The following is a 16857-nucleotide window of genomic DNA, read 5'->3' as shown; positions in this document are numbered from 1 at the left end:
CGGCGCGGCGCGTGTCACCCTGCGGCGTCGATCACGTAGCCGTCGCGACCATTGGCCTTGGCCTGGTACAGCGCCGCGTCGGCACCTTCCACGAAATGGTGGGGTTGCAGTTCGCCGTTGGGGATGCGGGTATAGACGCCGATGGTCAGGGTGATGCCGCCGTCATGGCCTTCGCCCGGTGCGGGCAGGGCGCGGATGCTCTGGATGAGGTCTTCGATCACCTGCCGCGCGCCCTCGGCCGGCGTATCCGGCAGCACCAGCGCGAACTCGTCGCCGCCGTAGCGTGCCGCCTTGTCGCGCGGGCGACGCGCGTGCGCGGCGATCTGCCGCGCCACTTCGCGCAGTACGCGATCGCCGACCTGGTGACCGTGACGGTCGTTGTGGTGCTTGAAGTGATCGACGTCGATCAGCGCGAGCGTGAGTGGCTTGCCGCTGCGCCGTGCGGCATCGCATTCCTGCTGCAGTGACTGTTCGAAACGCAGCCGGTTGCCCAGGCCGGTCAGCGCGTCACGGTTGGCCAGCCGGTGCCAGGCCGCGATCCGCCATATCGCCCAGGCCAGCAGCACCAGCACGATGCCCAGCATCGCGCTGGCCGGTGCCCACCACAGGTTGCCGGCGCGCAGCAGTGCCCAGCTCAGCAGCGGGGCCAGCGGCAGCGAACAGAGCGCCGTCAGCCAGGGCAGGCGCAGGCCGAGGAGGATCACGCACAGCGCCACCAGCAGGCCACCGATGGCGTCCTGGCAGAGCCGTGGCAGGACGTGGATCTGCCTGCCCTGCAGCAGCATCGAGGCGATGTTGGCCTGGTACTCGCTGCCGCTCATCCAGTACTCGCGCGTGGTCGGCGTGAGCAGGCGCGGGGCGATGCCGCTGGCGGTCATGCCGACCACGATGCGGCGCCCATGCAGCATCGCCATGTCCACGTGGCCCTCGAGCACGTCGGCATAGGACACCTGCGGCAATCGTTCCGGCGGGCCGGCGTAGCGCACCCGCACGTAATCGTCGCGGCGCCACTGATAGGGGGAATCGACCTCCGGCTCGGGATCCGGCAGGCCGTCGATCACGCTGGCGGGCAGTCCGGACAGGGCCAGGCCCAGCGCAGGCCAATGCGGCTGGCCGATGCCGGCGCGCAGGTACACCCCACGGGCGACGCCATCGCCATCCACTTCGACATCGCTGTGGCCGATCGCCGCAGCGCTGGCCGCGATCAGTGGAATGGGCAGCAGCTCCTCGGCCATGCGGTCGCCGGCTGCCGGCGCCGCCAGCACGGGCAGTACGACGTGGCCATTGCGCCGGATCGCGGCGGCCAGGATTTCGTCCTGGCGGCTGTCGCGGCGGTCGGGTTCTGACAGCATCAGGTCCAGTGCGATGCGTTCGGCGCCGGCGTCGGTAAGGCGATCAAGCAGGCGCGCATGGACCGAGCGCGGCCATGGCCATTGGCCGATGCGCTGCAGGCTGCCTTCGTCGATGGCGATGATCAGCACGCTGGGGTCGGGTCGATAGTCCCAGCCGCCGACCATCGCGTCGTAGGCCGCTTCATCCTGGCGCCACAGCCACTGGCCATGGCTGGCCACGGCCGTCAGCACACCGGCCAGCACGGCCAGTGCGATCCGTCGGGACCACGGAAGCGGCGAACGCCTCATAACAACAGCCAGAGCAGCAGCGCACCGCCGCCGCCGGCGCCGTAGCACAGGCGGCAGGGCAGCTTGACCTGCTGCGCGGGCGAGAAATCGCCTGCGTGCCCGTCGTCGTCGATGTACTGCACGCGCACGTGCAGGGTGCCGCTCCACGGCCGCTTGAAGCTGACCTGGGGCTGCTCGACGGTTTCATCGAGCATCGGGCTGGCGAAGTCGCCACGACGATCCACCTGCACGCGGTAGCGCTGGCCTTCGCTGCCGGCCTGCCAGCGCAGGGTCAGTTGGCCGTGCGCCGCCTCGGGCGGCTGCAGGGCGGGGTCCACCGGTTCGTTGGTCAGCTGCAGCGGCAGCGCCTGTCCATAGCGCCCCTGATGGCCGTTGTCATCGCGCGAGGCGACGCGCCAGTAGTACTGGCCCGGCGGCAGGGGCTGCGCCAGGCGCAGGTCGGTACCGGTGCTGGCCTGCTCCTGCAGAGGCTGCATGAACGTCGGTTCGGCGGCGACCTGCAGCACGCTGCTGCTCGCGCCCGGGGCCTGCGTCCAGCGGAACCGGGGGCGATCGCTGTTGACGGTCTGGCCATGCAGCGGAGAGACGGTCAACGGCGGCGGCGGTTGGTCGTCGAGTTCGAAGTCGGCACTGGCGTCCAGGCCCTCCACGCCCTGTGCGTCGACCGCACGCAGCAGCACACGCAGCTCACCGGGCGGCAGATCGCCGATCGCCAGTCGCGTGTCGGCGGTGGTGGCGGCGAACAGCAGGATTTCCGGCGTGGCCGCCTGCACCACCTCCACCCGGTAGTGGTCGGCCCCGGCGACCGCGTCCCAGGCCAGCAGGCTCGGCAGGGGCGCCAGTCTCAGCTCATCCTGGCGCAGCGTCGGCGCCGGCAGCAGCGCGGCCACGGCGGCGGGCGCCTTGTCGGCGCTGGCGTTGCGGCTGGCCTGGCCCGGACGGACAAGGCGCTGGCCGTGGGTGTTGGCGACCTGCACCCGTCCTTCCAGCACTTCGGTGGCACCGATCCGGCCGGCATCGCCATCGCCGGCGCTGACGCGGAAGACCGTGCCGCGCACGCTGCTGGTCGCCGTCGGTGCATCGATGATGTAGCGCGATGCCGGGCCACGTGCCGGGGTGACCCGGTTGCTGGCGCGGCCCTGCTGCAGGCGCAGGCGGGTATCGACCATGCCGGTGCGGCCGTAGCGGCTGAGCTGGTCCAGGCGCAGGCGCGAATACTCGCGCAGCTGCAACCGCGAGGCATCGGCGAATTCGAGGGTGATGCTGGAGTCGCCTTCGGTTTCCACGGTGTCGCCGATGCGCAGCTGCTCTCCGGCCCGCACCGCGCGGGTGGCGCTCCCGTCGCCGCCCACCAGCCCGACCTTGCCGCGCACGGACAGGACCCGTGCCGGCGCAGGCTCGGTGCGCAGCCAGCTGATCGGGAAGCGCAGCAGTTGGCCCGGCGGCAGCTGATAGGGATTGGCGATGCGGTTGTGCTGCTGCAGCTGCTGCCAGGGCACGGAAGGCTTCAGGTACAGGCCACCCAGGTCCCAGAGGGTGTCACCGGGACGGACCCGGTAGTTCCAGTCCTGTGCGGCGGCGATGGCCGGCAGCAGCAGGAGGGCACACAGCAGGACACGTTGGAGGCGCGTAATGAAAGGCGAAGTGCGGACGAAGGTCACAGTTTGCAGTCCCGGCAATGCGGAGGCGCAGCAGCAAGACCCAATGGCCCCGACCCTCATCCCCCCGAATGGATCGCGGCGGCCGAACGGCCGCCATCGATCACATTATCGCCCGCGTTCAGTGCAGGGATTCTGAACGGGACAGGCTTCCGTTCAGAACAGCAGCGAGGCCATCTTCCTGCGGTACTGCCCGACCAGGTCCTCGTCGGAGATCACATTGAAGGCGTCGATCAGGGTCCTGCGCGGCAATCCGTCCTCGAAACCACGGTCGATCCGCAGCATTTCCAGGAACTGGGCCAGGGCCGCCTCGTCCTGGCCCTCCAGCAGCAGCTGCACGCCGCGCAGATGGCGCGCCTTGAGGTCGCGGCCATCGGCGGCGATGCGTGATTCGAGCACCTCGGCGGCCGGGGCGTCCTTGAGTGCGGATGCGAAGGCCAGGCGTGCACGGGCGCGCACGGCACGGTCGTCGGTGGCCAGGTTGGCCGGCAGGCGGTCGATCAGCGTACCGGCTTCATCCACGCCGCCGATCTGCAGCAGGGCCAGGGCCAGGTCGAGCTTCAGCTCGTCCTTGTCGGGCTCGGCGGCGATCTGCGCGCGCAGCACGTCCACCTGTGCCTGCGGGTCCAGCGGTGCCTCCTCCTCGCTGACGGTATCGCCGACATCAGCGGGGACGATGCCGTGCTGGGCGAGGAACTCGCGCAGCTGGCCCTCCGGGATGGCGCCGGGGAAGCCGTCCACCAGCTGTCCGTCCTTGACCAGGAAGACGGTCGGCACCGAGCGGATCTGGAAGGCGGCAGCGATCTGCTGTTCCTTGTCGACATCGACCTTGGCCAGCTCGAAGGCGCCGTTGTACTCGCCGGCCAGCTTTTCCAGCATCGGTCCCAGGGTCTTGCACGGACCGCACCAGGTGGCCCAGAAATCGACCAGCACCGGCGTCTGCAGCGACTTCTGCAGGACTTCGGCCTCGAAGGTCGCAGTGGTGGCGTCGAATACGTAGGTCGTCTCGGTCATGGAGGAGGCATCGCTTGGCATCTGGAGAGGGACTCTATGGTGGCGGAACCTGCTCGTCTCAACCCGGGCCGCTGCAAATGGCCGACAATGCAGCCTTCCTGTTGCCGCTGTCGTGGAGCCTGCATGTCGTCGCCGTCCCCCTTGCTGCGCCTGTCGGGCGTGATCGCCGCACTCGTCTTCGTGGCTGCGGTCATCGGCTTCGGTGCCGGCCTCGACGGCTATGCGCAGGCCCGCCATCCGGTGGCGTTGCTGGGCGCGCAGGGCGTGCCGCATGCCCTGGGCTTCAATCTGCTGGGCTTCATGCTGCCGGGCCTGCTGGCGGTGGGGGTGGCCGAATGCCTGCGCCGGCAGCTGCCGGCCACCGCGGGCTGGGCCCCGCGCGTGGGCAGCCAGATGCTGCTGCTGGCCGGCCTGGCGTTCGCCGCCATGGGCGTGCTGCCGCTGGATGTGGATGATCTGCACGGGCCGGCCAGCCAGCTGCATGCCAGCGCCTGGATGGTATGGGTGCTGGGCTTCGTTGCCGGCGCCCTGCTGCTGGGCACGGCACGTCTGCGCGACACACGGGGCCGGGCATTGGGCGGGGTGGCGCTGGCCTGTGGTGTGGTTGCCGCGTTGGCCGCCTTCGCCCTGCAGGGCGTACTGCCGGCGCCCCTGTCGCAGCGGCTGGCCTTCGCCTGCTGGGCGGTCTGGCTGGCGTTGGCGCTGCCGCTGTCGCGGGCCCGTTGAGACGGTTGCGGGGCCGCCACCGGGCCCACAGCCGTCGGACAGGATTGGAGACGTTTGCCGCACTGCGGTACGCTGTACCGCTTTGCCGCCGCATCCGCGTGTTCCATGACCAGCGCTGAACCCAACGCCTACGACCCGCAGCAGGTTGAATCCGCCGCCCAGCAGTACTGGGACGCCACCCGCGCGTTCGAGGTCGACGAGACTTCCGACAAGCCGAAGTACTACTGCCTGTCGATGCTTCCGTACCCGTCCGGTGCGCTGCACATGGGGCACGTGCGCAATTACACGATCGGTGACGTGATCAGCCGCTACAAGCGCATGACCGGCCACAACGTGCTGCAGCCGATGGGCTGGGACGCGTTCGGCCTGCCGGCGGAAAACGCGGCGATCAAGAACAAAACCGCGCCGGCGGCGTGGACCTACAAGAACATCGACCACATGCGCAGCCAGCTGAAGTCGCTGGGCTATGCCATCGACTGGTCGCGCGAGTTCGCCACCTGCCGCCCGGACTATTACGTCCACGAGCAGCGCATGTTCACCCGTCTGATGCGCAAGGGCCTGGCCTACCGCCGCAACGCGGTGGTGAACTGGGACCCGGTCGACCAGACCGTGCTGGCCAACGAGCAGGTCATCGACGGCCGTGGCTGGCGTTCCGGTGCGCTGGTCGAGAAGCGTGAGATTCCGCAGTGGTTCCTGCGCATCACCGATTACGCCCAGGAGCTGCTGGACGGCCTGGACGAGCTGGACGGCTGGCCGGAACCGGTCAAGACCATGCAGCGCAACTGGATCGGTCGTTCCGAGGGCCTGGAGATCCAGTTCGACGTGCGTGACGTCGATGGCAGCGTGCTGGATCCGCTGCGCGTGTTCACCACCCGCCCGGACACCGTGATGGGCGTGACCTTCGTCTCGATCGCCGCCGAGCACCCGCTGGCGCTGCACGCAGCGAAGAACAATCCGGAACTGGCCGCGCTGCTGTCGGAAATGAAGCAGGGCGGCGTGTCCGAGGCCGAGCTGGAAACCCAGGAAAAGCGCGGCATGGATACCGGCCTGCGCGCCATCCATCCGGTCACCGGCGAGAAGGTGCCGGTGTGGGTCGCCAACTTCGTGCTGATGGGCTATGGCACCGGTGCGGTGATGGCCGTGCCCGGCCATGACCAGCGCGACAACGAGGTGGCCAACAAGTACGGCCTGCCGATCGTGCAGGTCATCGCGCTGAAGGATCCGCGCAATGACGACGAGCGCAATTGGGATGGCGCGCGCTGGCAGGACTGGTACAGCGACAAGAACCGTGCCTTCGAACTGATCAATTCGGCCGAGTTCGACGGGCTGGATTTCCAGGGCGCCTTTGAAGCCCTGGCCGAGCGTTTCGAGCGCAAGGCGCAGGGCCAGCGCCGCGTCAACTACCGCCTGCGCGACTGGGGCGTGAGCCGCCAGCGCTACTGGGGCTGCCCGATTCCGGTGATCTACTGCGCCAAGTGCGGCGCGGTACCGGTGCCGGAAGAGCAGCTGCCGGTGGTGCTGCCGGAGGACGTCGCGTTCTCCGGCACCGGTTCGCCGATCAAGACCGACCCGGAGTGGCGAAAGACCACCTGCCCGGAGTGCGGCGGTGCAGCCGAGCGCGAGACCGATACCTTCGACACCTTCATGGAGTCGAGCTGGTACTACGCGCGCTACACCTCGCCGGGCGCGCGTGATGCCGTGGACAAGCGCGGCAACTACTGGCTGCCGGTGGACCAGTACATCGGTGGCATCGAGCACGCGATCCTGCATCTGATGTACTTCCGCTTCTACCACAAGCTGCTGCGTGACGCGCGGATGGTGGACAGCAACGAACCGGCTCGCAATCTGCTGTGCCAGGGCATGGTGATCGCCGAGACCTATTACCGTCCGAACCCGGACGGTTCCAAGGACTGGATCAATCCCGCCGACGTGGAAGTGCTGCGTGACGAGCGCGGCCGCATCACCGGCGCGACCCTGATCGCCGACGGTCAGCCGGTGGTGGTCGGTGGCACCGAGAAGATGTCCAAGTCGAAGAACAACGGCGTGGACCCGCAGGCGATGGTCGGCAAGTATGGCGCCGACACCGTGCGCCTGTTCTCGATGTTCGCCGCGCCGCCGGAACAGTCGCTGGAGTGGAACGAGGCCGGCGTGGACGGCATGGCCCGCTTCCTGCGCCGCCTGTGGGCCCAGGTGCAGAAGCATGCCGCCGAGGGTGCCGCCCCCGCGCTGGACGTGGCCGCGCTGGACGGGGGCCAGAAGGCGCTGCGCCGCAAGACCCACGAGACCATCGGCAAGGTCGGCGACGACTATGGCCGCCGCCACAGCTTCAACACCGCGATCGCTGCGGTGATGGAACTGATGAACGCGCTGGCCAAGTTCGAGGACGGCAGCGAACAGGGCCGCGCGGTGCGCCAGGAAGCACTGCAGGCCATCGTGCTGCTGCTGAATCCGATCACCCCGCATGCCAGCCACGCCCTGTGGCAGGTGCTTGGCCATGGCGAGACGCTGCTGGAGGACCAGCCGTTCCCGCAGGCCGACGCCAGCGCGCTGGTGCGCGACGCGCTGACCCTGGCCGTGCAGGTCAACGGCAAGCTGCGCGGCACCATCGAAGTGGCCGCCGATGCCGCTCGCGAGCAGGTCGAGGCGCTGGCCCTGGCCGAGCCGAACGCAGCGAAGTTCATGGAAGGCCTGACGGTGCGCAAGATCATCATCGTCCCGGGCAAGATCGTGAACATCGTCGCCGCCTGATGTACCCCGCACCGGCCGCCCTCCCGGCGGCCGGTGTTCCAGCAACGCGGGGGGCATGCGGTTGATGGCCCTGCGTTCACGCGGTCTCGGGCACGCTGTCTGTTGCCGTGATCGCCCGGCTCCGCCAGACTGTTCTCCATGACCCGACTCCTGCTTGCCCTCGTTCTTGTCCTCGGCCTTGCCGGCTGTGGCTTCCATCTGCGCAACAAGCTGATGTTGCCGACCGACACCGCGCCGGTGAAGGTGGTCTCCACGGCCCCGTACAGTGAACTGGTCAAGCTGCTCAACCGCAGTCTGCAGGCGTCCGGCGCCAAGCTGGCAAGCGAGGATGGCAACGAACCCAGCACCCAGCTGCAGGTGTTGTCCGAACGCTGGGGCGACCTGCCGATCGCGATCGACTCGCAGGGCCGTGCGCAGGAATACAGCCTGCGCTACGCGGTGATCTTCATCTTCCGTCGCGAGGATGGCAGTGAACTGGTGCCGCAGCAGGTGATCGAACTGTCGCGCGACTACGTGTCGCCGCCCACCGACGCGACCGGTACCACCACCGAGCGCGAGATCCTGGCCGATGAACTGCGCCGGGAAATGTCGGCCTCGATCATCCGCCGCATCGACAGCGTGGTCCGTGCCGAAGTCGCGAAGGGGGGCAGCCTGTCCGCGCCGAAGCCGGTCGATCCTGCGGTTCCGGCCGAGCCGACACCGGCACCGGCCATCAAGCCCTGAGCCGGGACCGGCATGGAACTGCGTCCGGAGCAGCTGGCCAGCCAGGGCGCTGATACCCCGCTGTCGCCGGTGTACCTGATCGCCGGCCCTGAGACGCTGCGCGTGCTGGAAGCCGCCGACGCGGTCCGCGCGCGGGCGCGCGCCGCCGGCATCGGTGAGCGCGAGGTGTTCGACGCCGATGGTCGCGACTTCGACTGGGGCCAGCTCGACGCCAGCTTCAACGCGCCGAGCCTGTTCAGTGCCCGTCGCCTGGTGGAAGTGCGGTTGCCCAGTGGCAAGCCGGGCAAGGACGGTGCCGAGGTGATCAGCCGGTTCTGCGCCGATCCGGCACCGGATGTCGTGCTGATGATCACCGCCAACGAATGGAGCAAGGCGCACCAGGGCAAGTGGGCTGAAGCGGTGGGCCGGGTCGGCGTGCTGTCGGTGGCCTGGGCGATCAAGCCGCATGAACTGCCCGACTGGATCGAGCGTCGCCTGCGCAGCAAAGGCCTGCGCGCGGATCCGGCCGCGGTGCAGCGCCTGGCCGAGCGCGTGGAGGGCAATCTGCTTGCCGCGGCGCAGGAGATCGACAAGCTGGCGCTGCTGGCCGATGGGCACGCGCTGGACGTGGAGCGCATGGAATCGCTGGTGGCCGATGCCGCCCGCTATGACGTATTCCGGCTGGTGGAAGCCACGTTCTCCGGGCAACCGGCGGCGGTGCTGCGCATGCTTGCCGGCCTGCGCGGCGAAGGCGAGGCGGTGGCCGCGCTGATGCCGATCGTGATCCGGGAACTGCTGGCAGGTGCCGGGCTGGCGCGGGTGCAGGCGCGCGGTGGCAACCTTGCCGCCGAGATGAAATCGCGCGGCATCTGGGAGTCGCGGCAGGCACCGTACAAGCGTGCGCTGCAGCGGCATCCGGAAGGCAAGCGCTGGGAACGTTTCGTGGCCGAGGCCGGGCTGGTCGACCGCATCGCCAAGGGGCGCGCCGACGGCGACGCCTGGCTGGCGCTGGAGCGCCTGCTGGTGGCCGTGGCCGAGCCGCGCGCCGTGCGGCTGCTGGCCCGGGCCTGATCGATGAGCCTGCGGGTCTATTACGGGGGCACCTTCGATCCGGTGCACCTGGGGCACCTGGCGATCGCGCGCGCCGCGCGCGATGAGCTGCAGGTCGCGGTGCGGATGCTGCCGGCGGCCGATCCACCGCACCGCCCGGTTCCCGGCGCGACCGCCGAACAGCGCTGCACGATGCTGTCGCTGGCCATCGGCGACGAGCCGGGGCTGCTGCTGGACCGGCACGAACTGGATCGGGCCGCGCGCTTTCCCGGTCGCCCGTCCTACACCGTCGATACCCTGCGCGAACTGCGCGGCGAGCTCGGTCCCAGCCGGCCCCTGGCCTGGCTGGTCGGCGCCGACAGCCTGCTGGGCCTGCCCGGCTGGCATGAGTGGGAGGCGCTGTTCGGCCTGGCCCACTTCGTGGTGGCGGAGCGGCCGGGCAGTCCACTGCAGGCTTCGGTCGACGGCGAGCTCGGCCGTGTCCTGGAAGGGCGGTGGGCCGACAGCGAACAGGACCTGTTTGCCAGTCCGGCCGGCCGCATCCTGCGCCTGCACCATCCGCTGCGCGGGGAATCGGCCAGCGCCGTGCGCGCGCAGATCGCCGCGGCAGGGCCCTGGCGTGCCCTGCTGCCGCCGGCGGTGGCCGACTACGTGGCCGCGCAGCGGCTGTACCATCCGGCAACACCGTGAATGCCGCGACCGCGCCATCCCCGTATAATCGCCCCCACGTTTATCGAGTCGATCCACTTTGAGCAACCAGACCCAGCCCCAGACCATCAAGGTCGATCTGCCCAGCCCGCCGCCGTCCGTGCCGGAACTGCTGGCCAGTGTCCGTCAAGCCACCGAAGACCTGAAGGCCAAGGACCTGGTCGAGATCGACGTGCGCGGCCGGTCCAGCGTTGCCGATTACCTGGTGATCGTCTCGGGCACGTCGACCCGCCACGTCAAGTCGATCGCCGACGAGGTCGTGCGCTTCGCCAAGAAGATCGACGTGATGCCGCTCGGGGTTGAAGGCGAGCGCGAAGCCGAGTGGGTACTGGTCGATCTGGGCGACGTGATCGTCCACGTGATGCTGCCGCGCGTGCGTGAGTTCTACGCCCTCGAGCGCCTGTGGACGGTCGGCGACCAGCCGCCGTCCAGCGACGACGAAGTGGCCTGAGCCGCACGTTGATGCATCCCTTCGACGGCGCCGATGGCGCCGTCGACGTTTTCGAGGAACGCTGATGAAAGCCCGCCTGATCGCCACCGGTGAACGCGCACCCAGTTGGGTCGCGCAGGGGTTCGCCGAGTACCAGAAGCGGCTCTCGCACTGGCTGCCGTTCGAGCTGGTCGAGATCGAGCCCGGCCTGCGCGGCAAAGGCCGCGATCCACGCCGTGCCACCGAGGACGAGGGCCGGCGGGTGATCGCCGCGCTGCCGAAGAATGCCTACGTCGTGGCGCTGGATGTTCCCGGCCGCCAGCTCAGTTCCGAACAGCTGGCGCAGCGCCTGGAGCATTGGCGGGGACAGGGCAGGGACCTGGCGTTCCTGATCGGCGGTCCCGAGGGGCATTCGCCCGAAGTTTCGGCACTGGCCGACGAGAAGTGGTCGATCGGTCCGCTCACGCTGCCGCACATGCTGGTGCGGCTGGTCGTGGCGGAGCAGCTGTACCGGGCTGCCGCAATGATTGCCAATCACCCCTACCATCGCGCGTGAAGAGCCGTTATACTGTTCGTCTGCCCGAATAGCTCAGCCGGTTAGAGCACTTGACTGTTAATCAGGGGGTCGTTGGTTCGAGTCCAACTTCGGGCGCCACTTTCAGAAACCTGCATCGCGAGATGCAGGTTTTTTTTTGCTCTACAGTGTCAGCGCTCCTCGCCAGAACGCCACCAGTGTGGCGATCGCAACTGCCAGGATGGCGCCGAACAGCACCCACTCCCAAGGCGTGAACACCTGTTCGCCGCGCTGGCGACGGGTCAGCGCGAACAGCACCACGCCCGGCACATACAACAGCACCGACAGCAGCAGGTTGTGCAGGCCACCGGCATACACAAGCCACAGCGCGTATGCGCTCGCCAGCAGCGCGACGCTGAAGTCGCGCCAGCGGATTCCTGCTTCGCCGCCCGCATAGGCCTGGCCACGCCAGGCCAGCTGCACGCCGAATGCCGTGGACAGGAAATAGGGCACCAGGCTCATCGATGCAGCCAGCAGTACCAGGCCGGTATAGCTGCCGGAATTCACCAGCACCAGCAGCAGGAACAACTGGATCAGGCCGTTGCTCAGCCAGAGCGCATTGGCCGGCACGCCACGCGCATTCTCGCGGCCAAGGAACGCGGGCATGGTGCCGTCGCCGGCAGCCGCATACAGCACCTCGGCGCACAGCAGTACCCAGGCCAGCAGGGCGCCAAGCACCGAGATGATCGAACCGATGATGATCACGGTCGCGCCCCATTCGCCGACGATGGCGCGCAGCACGTAGGCCATCGATGGATTGGGCAGGGCGGCCAGCTCGGCCTGCGACAGCACGCCCATCGACAACAGGCTGACCAGGACCAGCAGCAGCCATACGCCGAGAAAGCCGATCACGGTCGCGCGCCCTACATCGGCACGACGCGCAGCGCGCCGGGAATAGATGCTGGCGCCTTCGATGCCGATGAACACCCATACGGTCACCAGCATCATGCCGCGCAGCTGCTGGCCGAGATCGCCGAGTGCGGGCGTACCCAGGAAATCGGCGCCGAACACGTCCATGCGGAACGCGCCGGCGGCCAGGATGAGGAACAACGCAATGGGCAGCAGCTTGGCCACCGTGACCAGGCCGTTGACGATGGCGGCAGTGCGCAGGCCGCGCAGCACCAGCAGGTGCACGGTCCATAGCAGCAGCGACGAGGCAGCCACCGCTGCCGGCGTATTGCCTTCACCGAACACCGGCATGAAGTGGCCGAGGCCACTGAAGATCAGCACGAAGAAGCTGGCGTTGCCGAGTACCGAGGCAACCCAGTAGCCCCATGCTGCGGAGAAGCCGATGTAGTTGCCGAAGCCTTCCCGCGCATACGCGTAGATGCCGGTATCGAGGTCCGGCCGGCGGTTGGCCAGGGCCTGGAACACGAAGGCGAGCATCAGCATGCCGGCGCCACTCACCGCCCAGCCGATGATCGCGGCGGCGGGACCGGCGCTGCGCGCCACGTTCTGCGGCAGGGAAAAGATGCCGGCGCCGACCATCGAGCCGACCACCAGAGCGGTCAGTGCAGCCAGGCCCAGCCGTTGTGAGGTCGCAGCCATGAATCTCCCCTGCGGCAGCTCGGCCGCAGGGGCACAGTAGCGGCAGTGCCGTGAAGCCGCATGCAACATCTGCAACGACGGAGGCCCGGGCATGTGCCCGGGCCTCCGAAGGTGCTGCTGCAGCGACGATCAGTTGAAGGTGTACTTGGCACCGACCGTGAAGTAGCGGCCGATGGCTCCGCTGAAGTGCAGCGGGTTGTAGTTCACGCCGCCATAGGTGGTCGGATCGAGCGGTGCGATGCGATCAAACACGTTCTGCACCGATGCGTTCAGTTCAAAGGCTTCGGTGATGTTCCAACGACCGGACAGGTCGAAGGTGGTGAACGAGGAGATCTTCTCGACCGGCGAGCCATCCTCGTAGAACGCCAGGTAGTCGCCGCCACGGCGGTCCTTGTTCTCCAGCTTGCTGATGTAGTTGGCGACGCCGCTGACACTCCACGGGCCCTGCCTCCAGGTGGTGCCGAAGTTGATGCGGTCCTTCGGCGTGCCGATGCAGTTGGTGACGTCGCAGTTGCCGTGGGTGCCGGCGTAGTCGACCGTCACGTCGGCATCGGTGCGCTCGAACTTCAGCACATGGCTCCACTGCAGATCCATTTCCAGCTGGCCCGGACCGATATCGAAGGTCTGGCGGATATCGGTGTCGATACCGCGCACACGGGTGGACGCGGCGTTGATGTACTGCGTGTTGACCGCCAGGATGCTGCCGGTGCCGGCAATGCCGTTGAGCAGGTTGGTGTCGCGCAGGACGTTGCCGGCGGCAATGGCGTCGGCGGTGCTGCCCTGGGCGATTTCGTTGGTGCGCTTGATCTGCCACGCATCCACCGTCATCGAGGTGGACGAGGTCGGCTGCAGCACGATGCCCACCGAATAGCTCTTGGATTCCTCCGGCTTCAGGTCGCTGTTCGGGCGGGTGATGATCGCCACCGAGCGTGCGGTGCATTCGGCTTCACTGATGGCGCAGCGCACCGGGTCGCGGGCGTTGGAGAAGGCGGCCAGGCCACCGTCACCGTTCTCGGCCGGGTTCGGCGCGCGGAAACCTTCGGCGTAGCTGGCGCGCAGCGCGATCCAGTCGGCCGGGGTCCACTTCACGCCCAGCTTCGGCGTCGCCTTGCCTTCACCGCTCTCGTACTTGTCGTAGCGCAGTGCACCGGACAGCTCCAGCTGTTCCAGCACCGGCGCGGACAGTTCGACGTATCCGGCGTACACGTTCTGGGTACCGTCATAGGCCGAGTAGCCCAGGCCGATGATGTCGCCGGTGTCGGTGAACGTCTGCGGGGTCAGGCTGTTGCTGGTCTTGCGCCACTCGGTGCCCATCGCCAGGCCGAGCGGGCCACCCTTGAGGTCCATCAGGCTGCGCGACACGGTGAAGTCGAACATGTCCAGGCTGGACTTGGCGCGTGCACTGATCTCCGGCGAGATGAAATCGTACAGCGCCTGCGAGTTGAGGTTGGCGTTGTCGCCGATGCGCCATACGCCACCGGCACAGTTCGGGTTGGCCAGTGCACAGCGGACGTTGTCGTAGTGCAGGAAGCCGGTACGGCGGTTGATCAGGTCGGTGCCGGAGTGCAGGTAGGCGGTGTCATAGTTCCAGTCGCCCCAGTTGCCCTTGACGCCCACCAGGAAGCGGTTGAACTCGTTGGTGTTGTTGGTCACGCGCGGACCAACGTCCCAGGCCGAATAGCGCAGGCGCGAGGCCTGGCCGGGAATCGGGTTGTCCGGATGATCCGGGCCGAGCACGGTGGCACCGGAACCGCTGTTGGCGTTGACCGGTCCTTCCGGATAGCCCCAGCCGCCGGAGACGCCCGAGGGCGTGTTGCTGAAGGTGGTTTCCTTCTTCGAGTAGCCGATCTCGGTGTAGATCTCGCCGCCTTCGCCGAAGGCGAAGCTGGCACGTCCGAACACGTTGATGTACTTCTCTTCCGGGCTCAGGTCACGGAACTTCTGCGCCGGATCCCACAGGCAGCCCTGCTGCTGTGCGGTCGCATCGGTCTGGCCGGGAATGCTGGTCAGATTGGCACAGCCCGGCAGAGCCACCAGGAACGCGGGATTGTCGTCGTCGACATTGCGGTCGTCGAACACCGAGCCGTTCGGGCCCACGCCACCGGCAGTACCACCGGACAGGTAGGCACCGCCCAGGAACTGCGCGTCGGCGGCGGAATAGCCCCAGCGACGGATGTCACCGGTGCCGATCCACTTGCGGTTCTTGCGATCGCCGATCTTGATCGCGTCGGTCTTGCCGACGTCCAGGCTGAAGAATGCGTTCCAGCCATCGGTGGCCAGGTCGCCGGTGCCGGCGGTCAGCGTCGCCTTCTTGGCATCGCCGTCGCCGTCGCCGGAGACGCCGTAGGAACCGCGCAGGATCGCGCCCTGGAAGTCGCTGCGCAGGATGATGTTGACCACGCCGGCGATGGCGTCGGAGCCGTAGATCGCCGATGCGCCGTCCTTCAGAACTTCCACGCGTTCCACCGCATCCAGCGGAATGGTGCTCAGATCGGTGAAGACCTTCTGGCCGTCGTCAGCCAGGCCGTAGGTGGCCATGCGGCGGCCATTCAACAGCACCAGCGTCGAGCCGGCGCCGAGGCCACGCAGGGAGATGCCGGCGCCGCCGCCGGCAAAGCCGTTGCCGAAGGTCTTGGGAATCGAGCCGGAACCGTCGGCGGTCAGGGTCTGCAGGTATTCGGCGACCGTGGTCTTGCCGGTGCGGTCGATCTCCTGGCGGGTCACCACCTGCACCGGGGACGGTGTCTCGGTATTGGTGCGCGGGATGTTCGAGCCGGTGACCGTGATGCGGTCGAGATTGGTGGCCTGCTCCTGGGCGAAGGCGGAGGAGGAAACCACGGCGCCGGCCAGCAGCAGGGCGCTGCCGGTAAGGATGTGAGTGATGGACGATGCCAGGGTGTCACGGCGGCTGGCGGGCCGATGGATCGGGTGTTTCACAGCTTCTCTCCTAACTGGAAAACCTTGCGTTGAGGGCTGTCGCCGGATCAGGTCCGGGACGGGCCAATCTAGGTTTCCGGCAGGTGACGGAGTCGTGAATTTTTGCTTAATCGGCAGCGCGCGGGCGGGCGGTGTGCGGATTCGCAAACCCGGTCGCGGATTCCGGCCCGGCCTGAGGCCGGGCCGGTACGACCGTCAGTCGGGCAGCGAGAACTGCACCGGCACCATGCCGATGGCAGGCACCGCCACGCCGTCATGCTGGGCAGGCTCAAACCGCCAGTGGCGCAGCACCTGTTGGCGTGCGGCCTGGTCCAGGCTGCGCGAACCGCTGCTGCGTTCGATGCTGACCGCAACAGGCTGGCCGTTGCTGTCCACTTCCACGCGCAGCAGGACCGTGCCCTGTTCGCGGTTGCGCAGCGCGGGGATGGGATAGGCCGGGGGCGGCGCACTGCGGTACTGCAGCTGGGCTCCCGCCAGCGGCGCAGCTGCCGCCGGCGTCGGCGGCGCCATCACGGCGGTCGGTTCGGCGGCCGGCAGGACGATGCCCGGCGCGTCTTCGACCGTTGCGGTGGGGGCTGGCAGCGCCGGTGCGGTCGGCACCGCCTGGGAGCGGGGGGCGACCTTCACCTGTTCGGGTTCGGTGGGCAGGATCGGCGGAGGTTCCGGTGTCTCGACCTTTTCGATCCAGCGGACCGTGGTCGTGTCACGCGGGGCCTGTACCGCCTGGTAGGTGGCGGGGATGAGCAGCAGCAGCAACGCCAGCAGATGCAGGGCGATGGCCGCGCTCCAGGCGGCGATGCGGGCGGGGTCGAAGTGCGCGGATGCAACGGGATACGTACGAACCATGGTCCACCTCCGTGCCAGTGTCGAAAGACGTCAACGCACCAGGGCCGCCATCGGGGTTTGCCGCACGCGGCTGGCAGCCAAGCATTAGCGCGTCGTGGCCGCCATTGCCTAGAGGCATGTCAGGCGATGTTGAACTGGCCTTCATCTACGCAACGGGGCCGGAGACCTTTCCGCTGGAAAGGCATCCGGCCCCGTGGGCAGCAGATCGGGGCAGGGCGCTGTCCGGCGGACAACGCCCCCCCCGTGCCGGGGCGTCAGCGACCCAGCAAGAACACC

At 68.2% G+C, this 16857-nt stretch carries 13 protein-coding genes and 1 tRNA gene; 8 read left to right on the top strand and 6 right to left on the bottom strand.

The window, feature by feature from the left end; translation table 11 throughout:
* Positions 1-14: 14 nt before the first annotated feature.
* The 3 genes from ACVOKU_RS15190 to trxA all read right to left on the bottom strand — a co-directional run bounded on the left by ACVOKU_RS15190 (position 15) and on the right by trxA (position 4312).
* Complete coding sequence (locus ACVOKU_RS15190; RefSeq protein WP_481560306.1) at positions 15-1640, bottom strand: CHASE2 domain-containing protein; 1626 nt, start codon at positions 1638-1640, stop codon at positions 15-17.
* Positions 1637-3301, bottom strand: coding sequence for a FecR family protein (locus ACVOKU_RS15185; protein WP_481560305.1), 1665 nt, complete (start codon positions 3299-3301; stop codon positions 1637-1639). The genes ACVOKU_RS15190 and ACVOKU_RS15185 overlap by 4 nt, the downstream gene beginning before the upstream one ends.
* Positions 3302-3454: 153 nt before the next feature.
* On the bottom strand, positions 3455-4312 hold the full coding sequence (gene trxA, locus ACVOKU_RS15180) for a thioredoxin (protein WP_262218626.1): 858 nt from the start codon (positions 4310-4312) through the stop codon (positions 3455-3457).
* Positions 4313-4435: 123 nt separating this feature from the next.
* Here trxA and ACVOKU_RS15175 point away from each other — a divergent pair, with 123 nt between their 5' ends.
* From ACVOKU_RS15175 to ACVOKU_RS15140, 8 genes are all read left to right on the top strand, one after another.
* Positions 4436-5038, top strand: coding sequence for a DUF998 domain-containing protein (locus ACVOKU_RS15175; RefSeq protein WP_481560304.1), 603 nt, complete (start codon positions 4436-4438; stop codon positions 5036-5038).
* Positions 5039-5143: 105 nt separating this feature from the next.
* Positions 5144-7786 (top strand): leucine--tRNA ligase, encoded by a 2643-nt coding sequence (gene leuS, locus ACVOKU_RS15170; RefSeq protein WP_481560303.1) that lies wholly within the window; start codon positions 5144-5146, stop codon positions 7784-7786.
* A 138-nt stretch (positions 7787-7924) separates the two neighbouring features.
* On the top strand, positions 7925-8509 hold the full coding sequence (locus tag ACVOKU_RS15165) for an LPS-assembly lipoprotein LptE (RefSeq protein ID WP_053520122.1): 585 nt from the start codon (positions 7925-7927) through the stop codon (positions 8507-8509).
* Between the two features lie 12 nt (positions 8510-8521).
* A complete protein-coding gene (holA, locus tag ACVOKU_RS15160) occupies positions 8522-9559 on the top strand; it encodes a DNA polymerase III subunit delta (RefSeq protein WP_053520121.1) in 1038 nt (345 codons plus the stop codon).
* 3 nt (positions 9560-9562) lie between these two features.
* Positions 9563-10228 carry a nicotinate-nucleotide adenylyltransferase gene (gene nadD, locus ACVOKU_RS15155; protein WP_053520120.1) on the top strand — a complete coding sequence of 222 codons (666 nt, stop codon included), beginning with the start codon at positions 9563-9565 and terminating at the stop codon, positions 10226-10228.
* A 58-nt stretch (positions 10229-10286) separates the two neighbouring features.
* A complete protein-coding gene (gene rsfS, locus ACVOKU_RS15150) occupies positions 10287-10697 on the top strand; it encodes a ribosome silencing factor (RefSeq protein ID WP_053520119.1) in 411 nt (136 codons plus the stop codon).
* Positions 10698-10761: 64 nt separating this feature from the next.
* Entirely contained in the window at positions 10762-11232 is a 471-nt protein-coding gene (gene rlmH, locus ACVOKU_RS15145; protein WP_019662111.1) for a 23S rRNA (pseudouridine(1915)-N(3))-methyltransferase RlmH, read from the top strand.
* Between the two features lie 22 nt (positions 11233-11254).
* A tRNA-Asn gene (locus ACVOKU_RS15140) sits at positions 11255-11331 on the top strand.
* A gap of 42 nt (positions 11332-11373) precedes the next feature.
* Here ACVOKU_RS15140 and ACVOKU_RS15135 read toward each other — a convergent pair.
* The 3 genes from ACVOKU_RS15135 to ACVOKU_RS15125 form a co-directional block, all read right to left on the bottom strand.
* Positions 11374-12798 carry a basic amino acid/polyamine antiporter gene (locus tag ACVOKU_RS15135; RefSeq protein WP_481560302.1) on the bottom strand — a complete coding sequence of 475 codons (1425 nt, stop codon included), beginning with the start codon at positions 12796-12798 and terminating at the stop codon, positions 11374-11376.
* 129 nt (positions 12799-12927) lie between these two features.
* Positions 12928-15735, bottom strand: a complete 2808-nt coding sequence (locus tag ACVOKU_RS15130) for a TonB-dependent receptor (protein ID WP_065181829.1) — start codon at positions 15733-15735, stop codon at positions 12928-12930.
* A 195-nt stretch (positions 15736-15930) separates the two neighbouring features.
* Positions 15931-16581: an energy transducer TonB gene (locus tag ACVOKU_RS15125; protein ID WP_481560301.1), complete on the bottom strand. Its 651-nt coding sequence runs from the start codon at positions 16579-16581 to the stop codon at positions 15931-15933.
* Positions 16582-16857 lie beyond the last annotated feature (276 nt).

Source organism: Stenotrophomonas sp. STEN147, from assembly GCF_056757995.1.
This window is presented reverse-complemented; position numbering and strand designations above follow the sequence as displayed.